The sequence below is a fragment of the Achromobacter sp. MFA1 R4 genome, assembly GCF_900156745.1.
GTDB lineage: Bacteria > Pseudomonadota > Gammaproteobacteria > Burkholderiales > Burkholderiaceae_B > Achromobacter.
Map to the genome: position 1 here is coordinate 5,893,543 of NZ_LT707065.1, position 20,338 is coordinate 5,913,880.

Genomic DNA, 20,338 nt, shown 5'->3' on the forward strand with positions numbered 1-20,338 from the left:
GGGCTCCGGAACGCGGCCTTGCCTGCCCGCCTAGCGCGGCATCTTGCTGTCGGTCAGGCCCCGCTCGAACGGCAGCGCCGGGTCGCCGTCCGCGACATGGCCTTGCCTGTCGCGCTCGGCCGTCAGCGCGGCCTGGATGGCGCTGTCGCGCAGGTAGCTGCCCATCGCGCCGATGTCCGCCCCGGACGGCTGCTGGTACAGGCGCAGGCCCAGTTCCGGCAGGATCGCGAGCAGGTGGTCGAAGACGTCGCCCTGGATGCGTTCGTACTCGACCCACGCGGTCACGGCGGTAAAGCAATAGACCTCGACCGGAATGCCCTCGGAGGTGGGCTCCATCATCCGCACCATCATCGCCATGTCTTGGCGGATCTCCGGGTTCTGCTTCAGAAAGGCCAGCGCGTAGGCGCGCAGGGTGCCGATGTTGGTCAGGCGGCGCCGGTTGGCCGGCACGCTGGCCAGCTCGCCCAGGGTCTGGTTGGCCTGCACGATGTCCTGCGTCTTGGTCTGCAGGTAATCGTGCAGCAGCCGGAACTTCATCAGGCGCTGCGCCTCGTCGTCGGCCAGGAAGCGCACGCTGGCGGCGTCGATGCGGATGGTGCGCTTGATGCGCCGGCCGCCCGATTCGAACATATGCCGGTAGTTGCGGTAGCTTTCCGAGAACAGCTTGTAGGTCGGCACCGTGGTGACGGTGTTGTCCCAGTTCTGCACCTTCACGGTGTGCAGCGCGATGTCCTTGACGAAGCCGTCGGCGTTGCACTGTGGCATCTCGATCCAGTCGCCGATGCGCAGCATGTCGTTGCTGGTGAGCTGGGTGCTGGCCACCAGCGACAGCAGCGTGTCCTTGAACACCAGCAGCAACACCGCCGACAGCGCGCCCAGGCCGGAGATCATCCACAGCGGCGAGCGGTCGATCAGGATGGACAGCACCAGGACGGTGCAGACCGCCGCCAGGACCAGCTTGCCGATCTGGATGTAGCCCTTGATGGAGCGGGTCTGCGCGCGGGTGGTGGCCGAATAGGTGTCCTGCCAGGCGCTCAGCACCCCAGAAACCGCCACGAACACGCAGATCCAGGCGCCCGCGTGCGCCAGGCGGCCCACGATGGTGACCACGCTTTCCGCGTGCGGCACCAGGCCGATGCCCATCGACACCACCGCAAACGGCACCGCGTACCAGAGGTTCTGGTACGCGCGGCGGCGCTGCAACGCCTTGTCCCAGTCCCCATGCCCGCTGACGACGAGCAGCCGGTGCGCCAGCAGCAGCACGACCCGGGCCACGACCCATTGGACGAACAGCGCGGTCAGGATGAGCGCGCCGATGCCGATCAGCGTCTGCGCCCAGATCTCGCGCGGCAGGTGGGCATCAAATTGGGTGACTAGCTCTTCCCATTCCAGGGGCATGGATCCGTACTCGCTTCTCAGATCATTGAAACCAAGCGGGGATTATCCGACAAGTCGCCCCGGCTGCGGGTTCCGGCCCCGCAAAACCGCGGCCGCCTGCGCCCGGTGCGCCGCGAGGCCCTATAATCCCGCCCATCATGGCAAAGACTCCCTCCCCCGATCAAAACCAGTTCGCCAACAAGGCGCAGGCCTGGTCCGCCCGGTTCTCCGAGCCGGTTTCCGAACTCGTCAAACGCTACACGGCGTCCGTGGATTTCGACAAGCGCCTGGCGCGCCACGACATCCAGGGCTCGCTCGCGCACGCGGACATGCTGGCCGCCCAGGGCATCATCGGCGCCCAGGACCTGGCAGACATCCAGCGCGGCATGACCCAGATCCTGTCCGAAATCGACGCCGGCAGCTTCCAGTGGCTGCTCGACCTCGAAGACGTCCACCTGAACATCGAAAAGCGTCTCGTGGAACTGGTGGGCGACGCGGGCAAGCGCCTGCACACCGGCCGTTCACGCAACGACCAGGTCGCCACCGACATCCGCCTGTGGCTGCGCGACGAGATCGACACCCTGCAGGTCCTCTTGCGCCAGTTGCGCCACGCGCTGGCCACGGTGGCGCTGGAAAACGCCGCCACCATCATGCCGGGCTTCACGCACCTGCAGGTGGCCCAGCCCGTCACTTTCGGCCACCACCTGCTGGCCTACGCCGAAATGTTCGGCCGCGACGCCGAGCGCCTGGCCGACTGCCGCCGCCGCGTGAACCGCCTGCCGCTGGGCGCCGCCGCCCTGGCCGGCACGTCGTTCCCCATCGACCGCGAGCGCGTCGCCAAGACCCTGGGTTTTGAAGGCGTGTGCCGCAACTCGCTGGACGCCGTGTCCGACCGCGACTTCGCCATCGAATTCTGCGCCGCCGGCGCGCTGATCATGACGCACGTCTCGCGCCTGTCCGAAGAGCTGGTGCTCTGGATGAGCCCGCGCGTGGGCTTCATCGACCTGGCCGACCGCTTCTGCACCGGCAGCTCGATCATGCCGCAAAAGAAGAACCCCGACGTGCCCGAACTGGCCCGCGGCAAGACCGGCCGGGTCAACGGCAACCTCGTCGCCCTGCTGACCCTGATGAAGGGCCAGCCCCTGGCCTACAACAAGGACAACCAGGAAGACAAGGAAGGCCTGTTCGACACGGCGGACACGCTGCGCGACACGCTCACGATCTTCGCGGACATGGCCGGCGGCATCAAGGTCAAGGCCGACAACATGCGCGCCGCCGCCTTGCAGGGCTTTGCCACCGCCACCGACCTGGCCGACTACCTGGTCAAGCGCGGCGTGCCCTTCCGCGACGCCCACGAAGTCGTGGCCCACGCCGTGCGCGACTGCGAACAGCGCGGCTGCGACCTGGCCGACCTGTCCACCGCCGAACTGACCGCCTACCACGCCAGCATTGGCGAAGACGTCCACCAGGTGCTGACCCTGGAAGGCTCGGTCGCCGCGCGCAAGCACGTGGGCGGCACCGCCCCCGAGCGCGTGGCCGAGGAAGCCCGCCGCGTGCTGGCGGAGACGGCGCAAGGCTGATTGACGTTTTGCCTAGTTTTGCCCGCTTGACGGCAAGGCCCCCTTTTGGGGGCCTTGTTGTTTTTGGGGCTGATGTCCGAGCTGGGGGGCAGGGAGCCGGGATAAGGCCCCAGAATGGCCTCACCTCAAACCCAGTTGCTTCCTGATATGGTTTTCAGGGACGGCCGCGGGCCACGTTAAAGAAAACGCGGGCCGTCGCGGCCCGCGTGCTGCCCTCAAATATGCAGCGCGTGCCCCAGCGCCTTGAGCGCCGCTTCCTGCACGGCCTCGCCCAGCGTGGGATGGGCGTGGATGGTGCCCGCCACGTCTTCCAGCGTCGCGCCCATTTCCAGCGATTGGCCGAACGCCGTCGACAGCTCCGACACCGCGCGCCCCACCGCCTGCCAACCCACGATCAGGTGGTTGTCGCGCCGGGCCACCACGCGCACGAACCCGTCGGTGGATTCCAGCGTCATGGCGCGGCCGTTGGCTGCGAACGGGAACGACGCCGTGACGCAGTCCAGGCCGGCGCCTTCGGCCTCCCCAGGCGAAAGCCCCGCCACCACGACCTCGGGATCGGTGAAGCAGACGGCGGGGATGGACGCCGGCTGGAAATGGCGGCGCTTGCCCGCCACCAGTTCGGCCACCATCTCGCCCTGCGCCATCGCGCGATGCGCCAGCATGGGCTCGCCCGCAATGTCGCCGATGGCCCAGACATCGCGCATCGAGGTGCGGCATTGGTCGTCGATGCGCAGCGCGTTGCCCTTGCGGTCGAGCTGCAGGCTTTCCAGCCCCCAGCCCTGCGTGCGCGGACGGCGCCCCACCGAGATCAGCACGCGGTCCGCCGGCAGCAGCGTCTCGGCCCCGCTGGCGTCCTGCACCCGGACCGCGTCGCCTTTGCCATTGAGGCCCAGCACCTTGCGGCCCAGGTGCAGCGCCACGCCCATCTTCGCCAGCGCGGCGGCCACGGGCTTGGTGAGCTCGGCGTCGTAGGTGGGCAGGATGCGATCCTGCGCCTCGACCACGGCGACCTCGGCGCCCAGCTTGCGGTACACGGTGCCCAGCTCCAGGCCGATGTAGCCGCCGCCCACCACCACGAGCTGCTTGGGGATGCTGTCGGGGGACAACGCCTCGGTGGAGGACACCACCGTCCCGCCGAACGGCATGGACGGCAGCGGCGTGGGCTCGGAGCCCGCCGCCAGCAGCAGGTGCTCGCATTGGATGCGGATGCGGCCCGCATCGGGGGTGTCGACTTCCGCCGTTTTGCCGTCCAGCAGCGTGGCCCAGCCGCGCACGACTTCCACGCCGTTCTTCTTGAGCAGCGCGCCCACGCCGCCCGTGAGCTTGCCGACGATGCCGTCCTTCCAGGCCACGGTCTTCGCGATATCGATGCGCGGCGCGTCCACGGCGATGCCCAGCGCGGACTCGCCGGCGTAGTGGCGCGCCTTGTCGAATTCCTCGGCCGCATGGATCAGGGCCTTGGACGGGATGCAGCCGATGTTCAGGCAGGTGCCGCCCAACTGCGCGCCCTCGACCAGGATGGTCGGCACGCCAAGCTGCCCGGCGCGGATGGCGGCCACGTAGCCGCCGGGGCCGCCGCCGATCACCAGCAATGTCGTTGTCTTTGTGATCTGGCTCATGCTTACTCCACGAAAAGCAGCGCGGGTTGTTCCAGCAGCGCGCGCACGGCCTGGATGAAGCGCGCCGCGTCCATGCCGTCCACCACGCGGTGGTCGAAGGACGACGACAGGTTCATCAGCTTGCGCGCCACCACGGCGCCATTGCGGAAGGCGGGCCGCTCGACGATGCGGTTCACGCCCACGATGCCGACCTCGGGATGGTTGATCACCGGCGTGGTGACGATGCCGCCCAGGGGGCCCAGGCTGGTGATGGTGATGGTGGAGCCCGACAGCTCGTCGCGCCCCGCCGAGCCGCTGCGCACGGCCTGCGCCAGCCGCCCGATCTCGGCCGCCATGGACCAGAGATCGCGGGCCTCGGCGTGGCGCAACACCGGCACCATCAGCCCGCCGTCGCTCTGCGTCGCGATGCCGATGTGCACCGCGCCGTAGCGCGTCACCACGCCGGCCTCGTCGTCGTAGCGCGCGTTGATCTGCGGAAAATCGCGCAGCGCCACCACCATGGCCCGGGCCAGCAGCGGCAGCAGCGTGAGCTTGCCGCGCGACTCGCCCCACTTGGCGTTGAGCTGCACGCGCAGGTCTTCCAGTTCGGTCACGTCGATTTCCTCGACGTAGCTGAAATGCGGGATGCGGCGCTTGGACTCGGCCATCTTCTGCGCGATTTTCCGGCGCAGTCCGATGACGGGCACGGCGTCTTCATCGTTGCGTTCGGCGTAGGCCGAGCCGGCGCGGGCGTTGCTGGCCGAGCCCTGCCCCTGCAGCCAGGCGTCCAGGTCCTCGTGCAGGATGCGCCCGGCCGGGCCGCTGCCCTGCACAAAGCGCAGTTCCACGCCCAGGTCCCACGCGCGCTTGCGCACGGCGGGCGAAGCCAGCGGCTTTTCGCCCGGCTGGCGGGACGCGGCGGGCGCGCCGCCCGACTGGCGCGAGGCCGGCGTCCGGGACGGCGCCGACGCCGCGGCCGGCGGCGGCGCGGATACCGCCGGTGCGGCCTTTTCGGATGGCGCCTTCTCAGGACCTGCCTTTTCAGGCGCCGCCGTTTCGGGCGCCGCCTTTTCAGCCGCCTTTCCGGGCGCGGCCGGCGCGGGCGCAGCCGCCCCCGCCTTCACATTGCCCTCGCCCTCGACCTCCAGGCGGATCAGCTCTCCGCCCACCGCCATGACCTGCCCGACGTCGCCGCCCAGCGAAATCACCTTGCCGACCACCGGCGACGGGATCTCGACCGTGGCCTTGTCGGTCATCACGTCGGCCAGCGGCTGGTCTTCGGCGACCGTGTCGCCCACCTTGACGTGCCAGCCCACCAGTTCGACTTCCGCGATGCCTTCGCCGATGTCGGGCATCTTGATGATATGAATCCCCATGTCATGCCTCCATCGCGCGTTTGAACGCTTCGCCGACCCGGCGCGGGCCGGGGAAGTACGCCCATTCCTGCGCATGCGGATACGGCGTGTCCCAGCCGGTCACGCGCTCGACGGGCGCCTCCAGATGATGGAAGCAATGTTCCTGCACCAGGGCGATCAGCTCCGCCCCGAAGCCGCAGGTGCGGGTGGCCTCGTGGACCACCACGCAGCGCCCCGTCTTCTTCACGGAGTTGACGATGGCGTCCAGGTCCAGCGGCCACAGGCTGCGCAGGTCGATGACCTCGGCGTCGATGCCGGTCTCTTCGGCCGCGGTCAGCGACACGTGCACCGTGGTGCCGTAGGTCAGCACCGTCAGTTCCGCCCCTGGCCGCACGATGGCGGCCGATTCCAGCGGCACGGTGTAGTAGCCGGTGGGCACGACGCTGCCCGGCCGGCCCGTCCAGGGCGTGACGGGCCGGTCATGGTGCCCGTCGAACGGCCCGTTGTAGAGCCGCTTGGGCTCCAGGAAGATCACCGGGTCGTCGTTTTCGATGGCGGCGATCAAGAGCCCTTTCGCGTCGTACGGGTTGGACGGCATCACCGTGCGCAGCCCGCAGACCTGCGTGAACATTGCCTCAGGGCTCTGGCTGTGCGTCTGCCCGCCGTAGATGCCGCCGCCGCAAGGCATGCGGATCGTCATGGGCGCGATGAATTCGCCCACCGAGCGGTAGCGCAGGCGCGCGGCCTCGGACACGATCTGGTCGGAAGCCGGATAGAAGTAGTCGGCGAACTGGATCTCGCACACGGGGCGCAAGCCGTACGCGCCCATGCCGACCGCCACGCCGACGATGCCGCCTTCGGAGATGGGCGTGTCGAACACGCGCGAGCTGCCGTACTTGGCCTGCAGGCCCTCGGTGCAGCGGAACACGCCGCCGAAGTAGCCGACGTCCTGCCCGAACACCACCACGTTGTTGTCGCGCTCCAGCATCACATCCATGGCCGAGCGCAATGCCTGGATCATGGTCATCGGCGCCGAGGCCGGACCAGCGTTGTTATCGATTGCCATCGTCAGACTCCGAGCTGCTGGCGCTGCCGGCGCAGGTGCTCCGGCATGTCCTTGTAGACGTCTTCAAAAATGCTGGCGGCGCTGGGGACGTGGCCGTCCACCAGGGTGCCGTAGCTCTCTGCTTCCTTCTGGGCCGCCAGGATCTCGGCGTCGAGCTCGGCGCGGACCGCGTCGTGCTCGGCGTCGGACCAGATGCCCAACAGGATGAGGTGTTTCTTGAAGCGCTCGATGGGATCGCCCAGCGGGAAGTGGCTCCAGTCATCGCCGGGGCGGTACTTGGAGGGGTCGTCCGATGTGGAGTGCGGGCCGGCGCGGTAGGTCACCCATTCGATCAGCGTCGGACCGAGGTTGCGGCGGGCGCGCTCGGCGGCCCAGCGCGAGGCGGAATAGACCGCCAGGAAATCGTTGCCGTCCACCCGCAGCGACGCAATGCCGCAGCCCACGCCACGGCCCGCGAAGGTCGCGCCCTCGCCGCCGGCGATTGCCTGGAAGGTGGAAATGGCCCACTGGTTGTTGACCACGTTCAGGATGACCGGCGCGCGGTAAACGTGCGCGAAGGTCAGCGCGGTATGGAAGTCGGCTTCGGCGGTGGCGCCGTCGCCGATCCAGGCGGACGCGATGCGGGTATCGCCCTTGATGGCCGAGGCCATGGCCCAGCCCACCGCCTGGATGAACTGCGTGGCCAGATTGCCCGAAATCGTGAAAAAGCCATTTTCGCGGTCGGAATACATGACCGGAAGCTGGCGGCCCTTGAGCGGGTCGCGCTCGTTGGACATGAGCTGGCACATCATGGTGACCAGCGACACGTCGCGCGACAGCAGGATGCTTTGCTGGCGATAGGTGGGAAAGCACATGTCCCCCTTCTCCAGCGCCATCGCGTGGGCGGTGCCGATGGCTTCCTCGCCCAGGCTCTGCATGTAGAACGAAATCTTCTTCTTGCGCTGCGCGGTCAGCATGCGCCCATCGAAGATGCGCGTCTTGAGCATCGCCCGCATGCCGGCGCGCAGCATCTCGTGGCTGATCTCGGGCGCCCAGGGCCCGACCGCGCGGCCGTCGTCGTCGATCACCCGGACCAGGCTGTACGCCAGGGGGCCGGTGTCAACGGCGGCAACATCAATGGGGGGTTTGGGCACCTCGCCGGGCGGCGAAAGATGCAGATAGGAAAAGTCTGTCTTGCAACCCGGTCGCCCTGTCGGCTCGGGGACGTGCAACTTCAGCGGCCCATATTGGCTCATGGTTTGTCTCCACGCTTGATCGTGTCATGCGTTTTCTTCCTACCAAGGCGTTGCCAGAGGCGTGTGACCTCGGACGCTGCCGTCGTCGGCCGTTGCCCGGGGATACTTGGGCGCGGCCGTTGACGAGAGTAGCACAGGGGACAGGGCGGATGAGCGGGCCCGGCGGGCTGGCGGGCCCTTGCGGCACTACGGGTTTTCCTTAGGCGGCGCCGGTCCACTCCGTGACGAATTCACGGTAGTCCGGGCGCTTGGCGGGCGGGACCGCGCACGCAGGCGTGCCCACGGCCAAAAAGCCCAGGAAGCGGTAATCCAGCGAGTCAAAGCCCAGCGCGTTCTGGACGTCTTCGACGTACGTGCCCATGCCGGTGCTCCAGAAGGCGCCGTAGCCCAGCATGTGCACCGCGTTCAGGATGTTCATCACCGAGCAACCGGTGGCCAGCAGCTGCTCCTGCTCGGGGATCTTGGTGTTGTCGTGGGCGATCTTCTGCGCCACGCCGATGAACAGCGGCACATCGGCCATCCATGCCCGCACCGATTTTTCCTTTTCGGGCGTCATGCGCGGATCGCCGCTGCGCTTGACGGCCTCCAGCGCCACGTCCGCCAGCTTGCCGATAGCCTCGCCCTGGATCACGACAAAGCGCCACGGGCGCAGCGCGCCGTGGTCGGGCGCCGACATGGCGGCCTGCAGGATCTGCTGGAGTTCGTCGGGCTTGGGCGCGGGCGCGCGCAGGAACTTGGTGGAGCGGCGCGTGGTCAGGGCGTGGATCGGGGCGGCGGTCTGATTTTCGGTCATTGATTCGTGCGCAAATGGGAAAGAAACAGATTCTCATATTAAGCGATGAGGCCGGCCGAGGCGGCCATCCCCCGGCCTGCAGCAAGGATATCGACGCCGCGCCCTCACCCCAGGTGCGTATGCCGCTCCTGCCGCTCTTCGACCTGCATTTCGCTCAGGCCGTGCAGAATGCCGCAATCGTCCGTGTCGGGCCGCGCGGAGACGCAGCGCTGGCGCAATTCGGTCAACTGGGCTTTCAACTGCATCAGTTCGGAGATGCGCGCATCGACGTGCGAGATGTGCGCGTCGAACAGTTCATTGATGGGGCCGCATCCTGTCCGGTGGTTGTCGGCCACGGACAGGATGGCGCGGATTTCGTCCTGCGTCATGTCCAGCGCCCGGCAATTGCGGATCAGCCGCAGGCGCTCCAGGTGCGTCTGGCCGTAGCTGCGGTAATTGTTCAGTCCCCGCTCCGGCGCGGGCAGCAGCCCTTCCTTTTCGTAGTACCTGACGGTTTCGACCGTGGTGCCGGCCGCCGTGGCCAATTCTCCTATACGCATGGCTGCCTCCCGGATCAAATCCGATGGTTAGGGGGTTGACCCTATAGTAACTCCAAGGTGTGGAATTGCGTCACCAGCTTATTTGAAGGGTCAAGCAGATGTCTTTACCGCCGGTCAAACAACGCGAACATCAGCCCGCCGAGCGCGGCGGCGCCTGCTGCGGCGGGCACACGCGGGAACCGAAGGCGTGCGAAACGCAGCGCCGCGCGGACGGCCCTGCGCCCGACCACGGTCACGACCACGGCCACGGCCACGGCCACGGCCACGGCCATGATCATGGCCACGCCGGCTGCGGCGGACAACGCCACGACCCGGCGCCTGACGCCGGGCACCGCCATGCGCACGCCGACGCGCCGTGCTGCGGCCACGACCATCCGCCCGCCAGCCTGGACGCCGCCGACCCCGCCCCCAGCGCCCTGTCGGCCGGCCCCGGCCAGCGGCTGGCGCGCCTGCGCATCGGCCAGATGGACTGCCCCACCGAGGAAACGCTGATCCGCAAAAAGCTGGCCGGCGTGGACGGGGTGCATGCGCTGGACTTCAACCTGATGCAGCGCGTGCTGACAGTGGTCCACGCCGACGGCGCGCTGGACCGCATCGTCACCGCCATCAAGTCGCTCGACATGACGCCCGAGGCGCTGGCCGACGGCGCGGCGCCCTCCCCCGCGCCCGCCGCCAAGGCGGTGAACTGGTGGCTGATCGGCGGCGCAGGCGTGCTGGCCGCGCTGTCCGAGTTCTCGCACTTCGCCGGCGGCCCCCTGCTGCTGACCGCGGCGCTGGCCGTGGCGGCCATCCTGGCATGCGGTGTCAGCACCTACCGCAAGGGCTGGATCGCGGTGCGCAACGGCAACCTGAACATCAACGCCCTCATGAGCATCGCCGTCACCGGCGCGGTCCTGATCGGCCAATGGCCCGAGGCCGCCATGGTGATGTTCCTGTTCAACGTGGCCGAGCTGATCGAAGCGCGGTCGCTGGACCGGGCGCGCAACGCCGTGCGCGGCCTGCTGGACCTCGCCCCCGAAACCGCCACGGTGCGCCAGCCCGACGGCAATTGGACCGAGGTGCCCGCAACCTCCCTGCAACCGGGCGACATCGTGCGTGTGCGTCCCGGCGAGCGCATCGCGGCGGACGGCATCATCGTCAGCGGCAGCTCGGCCGTGGACCAGTCCCCCATCACCGGCGAAAGCCTGCCCGTCGAAAAGGCCCAGGACGACCCCGTCTTCGCCGCCACCGTCAACGCGGCCGGCTCCTTCGACTATCGCGTGACCGCCGCGGCGGGCAACACCACGCTGGCGCGCATCATCCACGCCGTGGAGCAGGCGCAGGGCGCGCGCGCGCCGACCCAGCGCTTCATCGACCGCTTCTCGCGCGTCTACACGCCCGCCGTGGTCGCCGTCGCGCTGGCGGTGGCGGTGCTGCCGCCGCTGCTGTGGGCACAGCCCTGGTTCGACGCCATCTACCGCGCGCTGGCGCTGCTGATCATCGCCTGCCCCTGCGCCCTGGTGATCTCCACGCCCGTCAGCATCGTCAGCGGCCTGACCGCGGCCTCGCGCCGCGGCATCCTGGTCAAGGGCGGCGTGTATCTCGAAGAAGGCCGCAGCCTGAAATGGCTGGCGCTGGACAAGACAGGCACGCTGACGCATGGCAAGCCGGTGCAGACCGACTTCCAGGACTGGGACGCCGCCGAACCGGGACGCCCCGCGGCCGCCCTGGTCGCGGCCAGCCTGGCCGCCCGGTCGGATCACCCGGTGTCGCTCGCGGTGGCCACCGCCGCGCGCGAGGCCGGCAGCGCGCTGCGCGACGTGGACGCCTTCACCGCCCTGCCCGGCCGCGGCGTCAGCGCGCGGCTCGACGGCGTGACGTACCAGTTGGGCAACCGCCGCCTGATGCGCGAACTGGGCGTGTCCAGCGACCGGCTGGAAGCCCGCCTGGATGAACTGGAAAGCCAGGGCAAGAGCGCGATCGCGCTGACCGATGGCCGCCGCGTGCTGGCGCTGGCCGCCGTGGCCGACACGGTCAAGCCCACCAGCGGCGAGGCCATCGCGGACCTGCACGGACTGGGCGTGCGCACGCTGATGCTGACCGGCGACAACACGCCGACCGCGCAGGCCATCGCGCGCCAGGTCGGCATCGACGAAGCGCGCGGCGATCAGTTGCCCGAAGACAAGCTGGCCGCCATCGAAAGCAAGCTGGCCCCGGACATCCGCGTCGGCATGGTGGGCGATGGCATCAACGACGCGCCCGCGCTGGCCCGCGCCGACATCGGCTTCGCCATGGGCGCGGCCGGCACCGGCACGGCGATCGAGACCGCCGACGTGGCCCTCATGGACGACGACCTGCGCAAGATCGGCACCTTCCTGCGCCTGTCGCGCGCCACGCATCGCGTGCTGGTCCAGAACATCGCGCTGGCCCTGGGCATCAAGGCGGTATTCCTGGCCCTGGCGGTGACCGGGCACGCGACGCTGTGGATGGCGGTGTTTGCGGACGTGGGCGCCAGCCTGCTGGTGGTGGCCAACGGCCTGCGGCTGCTGCGCGCCGCGCGGTGACCGCGGAGATTGCCTATATGATGGCGAAAAACAGAGCCGCCCCGCGCGCCGTCAAGGAGACTCCGCTTGTCCGCAGGTACGCATTCGCCCTCCCCGGAGACGTTTCCCACCTTTGAATCGTCCGATTTCTCGGGAGAGGGTTCCTTCTACTTCGATCTCGTGCGCCTGCAGGATCACGACGACATCCCCCGCGGCTTCCTGCACCGGCACCGCTATTACCACCTGCTCTGGATGACGCAGGCGCGCGGCACGCACATGCTGGACTTCGAACAGCACGAGGTGCGCGACCATTCGGTGTTCTTCCTGTCGCCCGGCCAGATCCACGCCTGGACGTCGTCGGTCAAGCCGAGCGGCTACGTCATGAACATCAGCACGGAGTTCTTTGCGCAGATGTTTCCGCGCGCGGACGACATTGCCAAATTTCCGTTCTTTCACCTGGCGGGCGGCTCGCCGGTCATTTACCTGACCCGCGACCAGCACGACGCCATGCTGCCGCTGCTGGGCGAGATCGAACGCGAAACGCGCGACCGCCAGACGGGGCGCTTCGACGTGGTGCGCTCCTACCTGCTGATCCTCCTGACGCAGCTTCGCCGCCTGTACCCCGCCGACGAACGCGAGACCGCCGCCGGCCCCAGCTATTCGCTGGCCAAGCGGTTCACCATGCTGATCGAAGAGCACTACCTGGACTTCACCGCCATCCGCCAGTACGCCGACGCCCTGTGCGTCAGCGAACGCCAGCTCAACGACGCCGTCAAGCGCAGCGTGGGGCGCACCGCCAGCCGGCTCGTCCAGGAACGCATCGCGCTGGAAGCCAAGCGGCTCCTGTGCAATACCGATCTGAGCATCGCCGAGATCGGATTCCAGTTGAACATCGAAGACCCCGCGTACTTCGCCCGCTTCTTCAAAAAGCATACCGGCTGCCCGCCGGGCGACTTTCGCAAGAAGTACTACCGCCCCGTCGAATGACGCCCTCGTCGGCGCCCACGCTGCCGGCCACCCCGGGCCGGGCCGCAAAAAAGTGCAAAACAAGCTCTGATCTGTCCTAACGCGCCCCGGCCGGGGCTGCGTACAGTTCATCCAGACTCAACCCGCCGCGCTGCGGCCTGATTGAAACGGCGATGAACTGAAACGGCGATGAACGACACTTCAACTTTGATGACGGGCGGCCAGCATGTGGTGCGGGCCTTGCTGGAACACGGCGTGGATACGGTTTTCGGTGTCCCCGGCGAAAGCTACCTGGACGTATTGGACGCCCTGTACACGGCGGGCGACCAGATCCGCCTGGTGTCCTGCCGCCATGAAGGCGCAGCCGCCTTCATGGCCGAGGCGCACGGCAAGCTGACCGGACGCCCGGGCATCTGCATGGTCACGCGCGGCCCCGGCGCCACCAACGCCAGCATCGGCGTGCAGACCGCGTTCCAGGACTCCACGCCGCTCATCGTGCTGGTCGGGCAGGTCGGCAGCGACATGGTCGAGCGCGAGGCGTTCCAGGAGATCGACTACCGCCGCATGTTCGGCCAGTTCACCAAGTGGGTGGCGCAGATCGACAGCCCCGCGCGCGTCACCGAATACATGAACCGCGCGTTTTCCGTCGCGACCTCCGGCCGCCCCGGCCCGGTGGTCCTGGCGCTGCCCGAGGACATGCTGACCGACGTGGCCCCGGCCCTGCCCTGCGGGTCGATCCAGGTGCCGCAGGCCTACCCGGCGCCCGAGGCGCTGGCCGACATGCGCGCGCTGCTGGCCGGCGCGCAACGCCCCCTCATGATCGTGGGCGGCTCCGGATGGACCGACGCGGGACTGGCGAGCCTGACCCGCTTTGCCACCCTGAACGGTCTGCCCGTTGCGGCCTCGTTCCGCCGCCAGGACCTGTTCGACAACCGCCACGCGCAGTACGTGGGCGAAGTCGGCATTGGCGTGAACCCCGAACTGGCCGAGGCGGTGCGCAGCGCCGACGTCATCCTGGCCGTGGGCGCGCGGCTGGGAGAGATGGTGACGGGCGGCTACACGCTGCTGCAATCGCCGGTGCCCGCCCAGAAGCTGATCCATGTGCTGGCCAGCGCGGAAGAACTGGGCCGCGTCTACCAGCCGGCCCTCAAGATCCAGTCTGGCATGGACGCCTTCGCCCGGATGTCCGCGGAACTGGAGCCCCTGGATGCGGCGCCCTGGCGCGGCTGGGCGAGCGGCCTGCGCGACAACTACCTGCGCTACACGGAACCGCCCGCCTCGACGGCGCGGCTGGACCCCGCGCGCGTCATGCTGACCCTGCGCGACACGCTGGAGCCCAGCGCGATCCTGACCAATGGCGCCGGCAACTACAGCGCCTGGGCGCATCGCTATTACCGCTTCAGCCAGCCCCGCACCCAGCTCGCGCCCACCAGCGGCGCCATGGGTTACGGCGTGCCGGCGGCCATTGCGGCCAAGCTGCGCCACCCCGACCGCCAGGTCATCTGCCTGGCCGGCGACGGCTGCTTCCTGATGACGTCGCAGGAGCTGGCCACCGTGAAACAGCATCGGCTGGGAATCGTATTCATCGTGTTCAACAACGGCATGTACGGCACGATCCGCATGCACCAGGAGATCCATTACCCCGGCCGCACCATCGGCACGGACCTGTGCAACCCCGATTTCGTGGCCTACGCGCAGTCGTTCGGCCTGACCGCCGAACGCGTGGCGAGCCATGAAGACTTCGCCCCCGCCCTGGCGCGTGCGCTGGACAGCGGCTCCCCTTATCTCATCGAACTCAGTCTGGACCCCGAGGTGATCACGCCCCGGGCCACCCTGACGAGCCTGCGCGACAAGGCGCGCGCCGCCAGGACCTGACGCACGCAGGTCCGGCACCCCCATAAAAAAATCCAACACTGGAGAGAGACATGACAAGTTCCCTGACCCGCGCGCGGCGCCTCGCCGGCGCCGCCATGCTGGCCGCCGCCTCGCTGGGCGCGATGGCCACGTCCGCCGCGGCGGATTACCCCGACCGCCCCCTGCGCATCATCGTGCCCTTCGCGGCCGGCGGCGCCACCGACGTGATCGCCCGCACCGTCGCGCAATCCATGTCCACCCGCCTGGGGCAGCCCGTGGTGGTGGAAAACAAGGCGGGCGCCAACGGCAATATCGGCGCCGTCATGGCCGCGCGCGCCGAGCCCGACGGCTACACCTTGCTGATGGCCACCTCCAGCCATGCCATCAACGCCACGCTCTACCACAAGCTGGACTACAACCTGACGCGCGACTTCGCGGGCCTGTCCAACCTGGCGTCGGTGCCCCTGCTGCTGGTGGTGAACCCCTCGGTGCCGGCCAAGACGCCGCAGGAGCTGGCCGCCTACGCCAAGGCCAACGGCAACCGCGTCAACTATGCGTCCGGCGGCACCGGCACCGCGTCGCACCTGGCCGGCGCGCAATTCAATTCGCTGGCGGACGCGCAGATGACCCATGTGCCGTACAAGGGCGGCGCGCAGGCGCTCAATGACCTGATGGGCGGCCAGGTGCAGATCATGTTCGCCAACCTGCCCGAAGTGCTGTCGCAGGTGCAGGCGGGCCGCCTCACGCCCATCGCCGTCACCGGCACCCAGCGCCACGCCGCCCTGCCCGACGTGCCCGCGTTTTCCGAAACGCCCTACACGGCCATGAACGCGCGCTCCTGGTTTGGCCTGTTCGTGCCTGCGGCCACGCCCGCGCCGGTGGTCGAAAAGCTGTCCAAGGCCATCACCGACGGCGTCGCGGACCCCGCGGTGCAGGACAAGCTCAAGGGCCTGGGCGCCGATCCCGTGGGCGACGGCCATGCCGCCTTCCAGCAATACGTGAACAACGAAGTCAAACGCTGGAGCGCGCTGGTCAAGCAGTCCGGCGCCACGGCCGACTAGCAGGCTTTTACGCAACATTCATCGAGGATGCACCATGCTTTACGACGTACGTACCTACACTTGCCGCGCCGGCACCATCAAGAAGCACCTGGCGCTCTACGCCGAGCACGGCTACGAGGTGCAGAGCCGCCATCTGGGCAAGCCGCTCGCCTACATGCAGACCGAGACGGGCAACGTCAACACCTACATGCACATCTGGGTGTATGAGAGCGCCGCCGACCGCGAAGCCAAGCGCCAGGCCTTGCAGAAGGACCCGGACTGGGCCACCTACCTGACCAAGAGCGCGGATGCCGGATACCTGATCAGCCAGGAAAACCGGCTGATGACGCCCACGGCGTTCTTCAAGCCCTGAGCGGGCGGCGGGCGTCAGCCCGCCTGCTCTTCCTGCGGCCAGTCGCGCAGCACGGGCGCATCCGGCGCGCCCGGCCCGACGTCGCGCAGATGCTCGTGCTGCAGCAGCGCCATCCGGTAGGCGTCGCGGTACGCGCCGTTGGAAAAGAACTCTTCCTTCAGCAGGCCTTCGATCTGGAAACCGCAGCGCTCGTAGATGTGCACGGCCGCGGTATTGTCCTTGTCCACCACTAGATACACCTTGTGCAGGTTCAGCACGCGGAACGCATAGCCCACGGCGATGCGGGTCGCGGCCTTGGCGTAGCCCCTGCCCTGGTAGCTGGGCGCGATGATGATCTGGAATTCGGCGCGGCGGTGGATGTAATCGATCTCCACCAGTTCGACCAGCCCCGCGGGCTGCCCGGTGTCGTGCTCGATGATGAAGCGCCGCTCGTTCTGGTCGTGCAGATGGCGGTCGTACAGGGCGACCAGTTCGTCATAGGCCTCGTAGGGCTCTTCGAACCAGTAGCGCATGATGACGTCGTTATTGTTGATCTTGTGCACGAAGTGCAGGTCGCCGCGCTCGAGGGGGCGAATCTTGATATCGGATGTGACCGACATGATGACCTCGGTATGGCCGCTGATGTAGGGCATTCTATGCCAATCGGCCTGCTGCGCACGGTCTTGCCGGTAAGCACGCAAGTATCTATAGGAAATACTTAAGAACCTTTATAAAATCCCTGGGTTCCTATCTGAGCGGGCGAGCCATCGCCCTGGAAGCGATATCCATGAGCCGTCCCGACCCCCTGTTCGTTCAATCCCTGGCCAAAGGCTTCGAGCTGCTCGAAGCCTTCGCCCAGCGCCCGTCCACCATGAGCATGAATGAACTCATGGAGATTACGGGATTTGACCGCAGCACCACGCAGCGCATGACGCACACCCTGGTCACGCTGGGCTACCTGGAACGCGGCGCGGGCGGCAAGGGCTACACGCCCGGCAAGAAGATCCTGCAGCGCAGCTTCGACTACATGCGCAGCGTGCCGCTGCTTGAACGCGCCACCCCGCTCATCGCCGAAATGCAGCGCGAAACCAACGAACGCGTCGAGCTGAGCCTGTTCGACGACCTCTACATCATTTTTGCGCTGCGCCGCCAGACCAAGCGCCAGACCTTCAGCAGCACGCTGGCCGGCCGCGCCTTGCCGATGGTGCAGACGGCCGGCGGGCGCGCCATCATGTCCCACCTGCCCGCCGAAGAGGTCGAAGACATCCTGGCCCGGTCGGCGCAGATGCCGCTCGCCGCCATCCCGACCACGCCCAAGACCGACAACGATCCGGACCGCATCCGCGCCCTGGTCGAGCAGGCGCGCCAGGACGGCTATGCCATTGCCATCGAGGAAAGCATGCTCGGCGAACTGAACCTGGCCGCCGCCATCCTGGACCATCGTCATCGCCCGGTGGCGGCCATCCAGATCGCGGGGCTGGTGTCCGAATGGGCCACGCCGGCGGAGTTCGCGCGGCGCTATTCGCCGCTGCTGCTGACCGCGGCGCGCGGCCTGAGCGGAAAGGTCGGCTTGTCCTGAACGCCGGCCCGCCCATCCAGGTTGGCCAGGCTGTCTTTCATTCGACCGTCTCCAAGTCCGGCTCCAGCAGGCGCCGCGCCGCGGTCCATACCCGCTGCGTGTAGATCGGGGCGGTCGGCCGTTCGTACTGGCTCGCGGTGCGCTCGCACACCGCCTCCGACGGGAACACCAGCGGCGCGCCGGTCGATTGCGCCTTGACCTGCGCCTGGCAGGCGCGCTCCAGGTAATAGATGTTGACGAAGGCCTCCGCCACCGACGAACCGGCCGCGAGCAGGCCGTGGTTGCGCAGGATCATGGCCTTGTGGGGTCCAAGACTGGCGACCAGGCTTTCACGCTCTTCCAGATCCAGCGCGATGCCCTGGTAGTCGTGATAGCCCAGCCGCTGGTAAAAGCGCAGCGCATGCTGGGTAATCGGCAACAGGCCGTCGCGCTGGCATGCCACCGCAATGCCATCGGCCGTGTGCGTATGCACCACGCAGGCCAGGTCATGGCGCGCGGCATGCACCGCCGAATGAATGGTGAACCCCGCAGCGTTGACCATCTGGCTTTCGGCGTCGCCGGGATCGACCGGATTGCCCTCCAGGTCGATCTTCACCAGATCCTGCGGACGCATCTCATGGAACAGCACGCCGTAGCGGTTGATCAGGAAATGGTTATCCGTGCCTGGGACCCGCGCACTGATGTGGGTGTCGATCAGGTCGGTCATGCGGAAGTGGGCGACAAGGCGGTACAACGCGGCCAGTTCGTCGCGCACGCGCGCTTCGTTTGCATCTTGAATCATGAGGGACTCCGGTTGTGGTCAGGCTGGGCCGGCCGCCTGCGCCGCCAGATCAGGCTGGGCACGGATCAGTCGGGCAATGGCCAGACTGCCAGTGTCGCCCAGGCGCTCCAGTTCGCGTATCACCCCGAGGCGGTCGGCCACCGATTTGTCCTGATTCAGCTTCATTTTTCCTTCCAGCGTGCCGATGGGGATCTCCAGCGCCGCGATCGCCTGCAGGCGCGGCGCCGTCAGGGATTCGCGCATGGACGGGAAGGTCCACTCGCCGCCCAGCGGCGCGTCATAGCGCGCGACCGTCTCGGAGAGCACCGCGCGGATGGCCTCGGGCGCCTCGATCAGGCGCGGCGCGCCGCGCACATGGACCGCCGTGTAGTTCCAGGTGGGAAACGTCTGGCGGTTGACGTACCAGCTGGGCGAAATGAACGCGTGCGGTCCCTGGAAAAGCACCAGCGCCTGCGCGCCGCCCTGCAAGTCCCGCCATTGCGGGTTGGCGCGGGCCAGGTGGGTGACCAGGACGCCCCGCCCGCCGTCGTCGCGCAGCAGGAACGGCAGATGCGTGGCATTCGCGCCTTCCGCGCCCACGGTCACCAGGGTGGCGAAACTGTGCGCACGGATGAACGCGTGCAGCACGCCGATATCGGTTTCGGCATAGGCCGGCGGGGTATACATTGCGCGCTCCTAGGCCTTGGCGTGCAGCCAGCTCGCCGTGTCGTCGAACGCCTCGCCAGCCACCGCCGCGATCGATACGGCCTCCAGGAAGCTGTGCGCGGTGCCGGGGTAGACCTTGGACGCGACGTCCACGCCGGCTTCGCGCAGCTTGCGCTCCAGCTCGATGCTGTCGTCATGCAGCGGATCGCATTCGGTCACCACCAGCCACGCCGGCGGCAGGCCCGTCAGGTCGGCGCGCAGGATATCCACCCGGGGGTCGAAGAAGTCCTTGCCGTGGCGGATATGCATGCCGCGGAACCAGATCATCATGTGCAGCGACAGCCCGTATTCCCCCGCGCCGTAGCGGACGACGGAATTGCGGAACAGGTTGCTGCCGAAGCCGCCGTAGTTCAGCACCAGCCCCTTGATGAGTGGGGTGCCCTCGTCGCGCAGCGTCAGCGCCGTGCCCATGGACAGATTGGCGCCGGCGGAATCGCCGCCCACGAAGATCTGGCCCGCGTCGATGTCCAGGTCGGATGCCGACGCGGCGATCCAGCGCAGCACGTCCACGCACTCCTCCAGCGGCTGGGGAAACTTGGCTTCCGGCGCGCGGGTGTAGTCCACGCCGACGACCACGATCCCGGCCCGCTCGGCGTACTCGCGCATTACGCGGTCATGCGTATCGATGCTGAACAGCACAAAGCCGCCGCCGTGGATGTACATGAAGGCGCCGGGCAGCCGGCGCTGCGCCGGGTAATAGACGCGCACGCGCACCTGGCCGTGCCGCGTCGTGACTTGGCGCTCATCGGTGCGCGCCATGGCGGGACCGCCCTGGGCCCACGGCAGCCGCACCTTTTCGGCGTTGGCGCGGCCCTGCTCGATGGACAGGGTGTCGCGGCGCGGATACTGGGAAGCGTCCGCCGCCATGCGCTTCAGGAATTCTGCGATCTGCGGGTCCAGGGGCGCGGGCGCGCCGGTCGGAATGGTGAACGCGGGGTCATCAAAATACATGGAAGTTTCTCGTCTAGGGTTGGCAATCGGATAACGGGCTGGGCT

At 68.0% G+C, this 20,338-nt stretch carries 18 protein-coding genes; 7 read left to right on the forward strand and 11 right to left on the reverse strand.

What is annotated here, in order from left to right:
• Positions 1 to 30: 30 nt before the first annotated feature.
• Positions 31 to 1,398 (reverse strand): mechanosensitive ion channel family protein, encoded by a 1,368-nt coding sequence (locus tag BXA00_RS26970; RefSeq protein ID WP_156902875.1) that lies wholly within the window; start codon positions 1,396 to 1,398, stop codon positions 31 to 33.
• A 137-nt stretch (positions 1,399 to 1,535) separates the two neighbouring features.
• On the opposite strand from BXA00_RS26970, the gene argH reads away from it, so the two are divergent.
• Entirely contained in the window at positions 1,536 to 2,957 is a 1,422-nt protein-coding gene (argH, locus tag BXA00_RS26975; protein WP_076521425.1) for an argininosuccinate lyase, read from the forward strand.
• A 215-nt stretch (positions 2,958 to 3,172) separates the two neighbouring features.
• On the opposite strand, the gene lpdA is transcribed toward argH, so the two are convergent.
• From lpdA to cadR, 6 genes are all read right to left on the reverse strand, one after another.
• The gene (gene lpdA, locus BXA00_RS26980; protein ID WP_076521426.1) at positions 3,173 to 4,576 is read right to left on the reverse strand and encodes a dihydrolipoyl dehydrogenase; all 1,404 of its coding nucleotides are present in this window, start codon (positions 4,574 to 4,576) and stop codon (positions 3,173 to 3,175) included.
• 2 nt (positions 4,577 to 4,578) lie between these two features.
• A complete protein-coding gene (locus tag BXA00_RS26985) occupies positions 4,579 to 5,931 on the reverse strand; it encodes a dihydrolipoamide acetyltransferase family protein (RefSeq protein ID WP_076521427.1) in 1,353 nt (450 codons plus the stop codon).
• Between the two features lies 1 nt (position 5,932).
• A complete protein-coding gene (locus tag BXA00_RS26990; RefSeq protein WP_076521428.1) occupies positions 5,933 to 6,976 on the reverse strand; it encodes an alpha-ketoacid dehydrogenase subunit beta in 1,044 nt (347 codons plus the stop codon).
• Positions 6,977 to 6,978: 2 nt separating this feature from the next.
• A complete protein-coding gene (locus BXA00_RS26995; protein WP_076521429.1) occupies positions 6,979 to 8,211 on the reverse strand; it encodes a 3-methyl-2-oxobutanoate dehydrogenase (2-methylpropanoyl-transferring) subunit alpha in 1,233 nt (410 codons plus the stop codon).
• Positions 8,212 to 8,410: 199 nt separating this feature from the next.
• Positions 8,411 to 9,004, reverse strand: coding sequence for a nitroreductase (locus BXA00_RS27000; protein WP_076521430.1), 594 nt, complete (start codon positions 9,002 to 9,004; stop codon positions 8,411 to 8,413).
• Between the two features lie 104 nt (positions 9,005 to 9,108).
• Positions 9,109 to 9,543 (reverse strand): Cd(II)/Pb(II)-responsive transcriptional regulator, encoded by a 435-nt coding sequence (cadR, locus tag BXA00_RS27005; protein WP_076521431.1) that lies wholly within the window; start codon positions 9,541 to 9,543, stop codon positions 9,109 to 9,111.
• Positions 9,544 to 9,641: 98 nt separating this feature from the next.
• On the opposite strand from cadR, the gene BXA00_RS27010 reads away from it, so the two are divergent.
• From BXA00_RS27010 to BXA00_RS27030, 5 genes are all read left to right on the forward strand, one after another.
• Entirely contained in the window at positions 9,642 to 12,086 is a 2,445-nt protein-coding gene (locus BXA00_RS27010; protein WP_076521432.1) for a cation-translocating P-type ATPase, read from the forward strand.
• A 66-nt stretch (positions 12,087 to 12,152) separates the two neighbouring features.
• A complete protein-coding gene (locus tag BXA00_RS27015; protein WP_076521433.1) occupies positions 12,153 to 13,052 on the forward strand; it encodes a helix-turn-helix domain-containing protein in 900 nt (299 codons plus the stop codon).
• A 168-nt stretch (positions 13,053 to 13,220) separates the two neighbouring features.
• The gene (locus BXA00_RS27020) at positions 13,221 to 14,906 is read left to right on the forward strand and encodes a thiamine pyrophosphate-binding protein (protein ID WP_076521434.1); all 1,686 of its coding nucleotides are present in this window, start codon (positions 13,221 to 13,223) and stop codon (positions 14,904 to 14,906) included.
• A gap of 50 nt (positions 14,907 to 14,956) precedes the next feature.
• Complete coding sequence (locus BXA00_RS27025; RefSeq protein ID WP_076521435.1) at positions 14,957 to 15,946, forward strand: tripartite tricarboxylate transporter substrate binding protein; 990 nt, start codon at positions 14,957 to 14,959, stop codon at positions 15,944 to 15,946.
• A 34-nt stretch (positions 15,947 to 15,980) separates the two neighbouring features.
• On the forward strand, positions 15,981 to 16,298 hold the full coding sequence (locus BXA00_RS27030; protein WP_076521436.1) for an NIPSNAP family protein: 318 nt from the start codon (positions 15,981 to 15,983) through the stop codon (positions 16,296 to 16,298).
• 14 nt (positions 16,299 to 16,312) lie between these two features.
• Here the strand turns inward: BXA00_RS27030 and speG are convergent, their stop codons facing one another.
• Entirely contained in the window at positions 16,313 to 16,897 is a 585-nt protein-coding gene (gene speG, locus BXA00_RS27035) for a spermidine N1-acetyltransferase (RefSeq protein WP_076522144.1), read from the reverse strand.
• A gap of 167 nt (positions 16,898 to 17,064) precedes the next feature.
• Here speG and BXA00_RS27040 point away from each other — a divergent pair, with 167 nt between their 5' ends.
• A complete protein-coding gene (locus BXA00_RS27040) occupies positions 17,065 to 17,856 on the forward strand; it encodes an IclR family transcriptional regulator (protein ID WP_076521437.1) in 792 nt (263 codons plus the stop codon).
• 37 nt (positions 17,857 to 17,893) lie between these two features.
• On the opposite strand, the gene BXA00_RS27045 is transcribed toward BXA00_RS27040, so the two are convergent.
• From BXA00_RS27045 to BXA00_RS27055, 3 genes are read right to left on the reverse strand one after another with little or no spacing between them, the layout of a single operon-like run.
• A complete protein-coding gene (locus tag BXA00_RS27045) occupies positions 17,894 to 18,637 on the reverse strand; it encodes a class II aldolase/adducin family protein (RefSeq protein ID WP_076521438.1) in 744 nt (247 codons plus the stop codon).
• A gap of 18 nt (positions 18,638 to 18,655) precedes the next feature.
• Positions 18,656 to 19,303 (reverse strand): FMN-binding negative transcriptional regulator, encoded by a 648-nt coding sequence (locus tag BXA00_RS27050; protein ID WP_076521439.1) that lies wholly within the window; start codon positions 19,301 to 19,303, stop codon positions 18,656 to 18,658.
• Between the two features lie 9 nt (positions 19,304 to 19,312).
• Complete coding sequence (locus BXA00_RS27055; protein ID WP_076521440.1) at positions 19,313 to 20,293, reverse strand: alpha/beta hydrolase fold domain-containing protein; 981 nt, start codon at positions 20,291 to 20,293, stop codon at positions 19,313 to 19,315.
• Between the last annotated feature and the right edge of the window lie 45 nt (positions 20,294 to 20,338).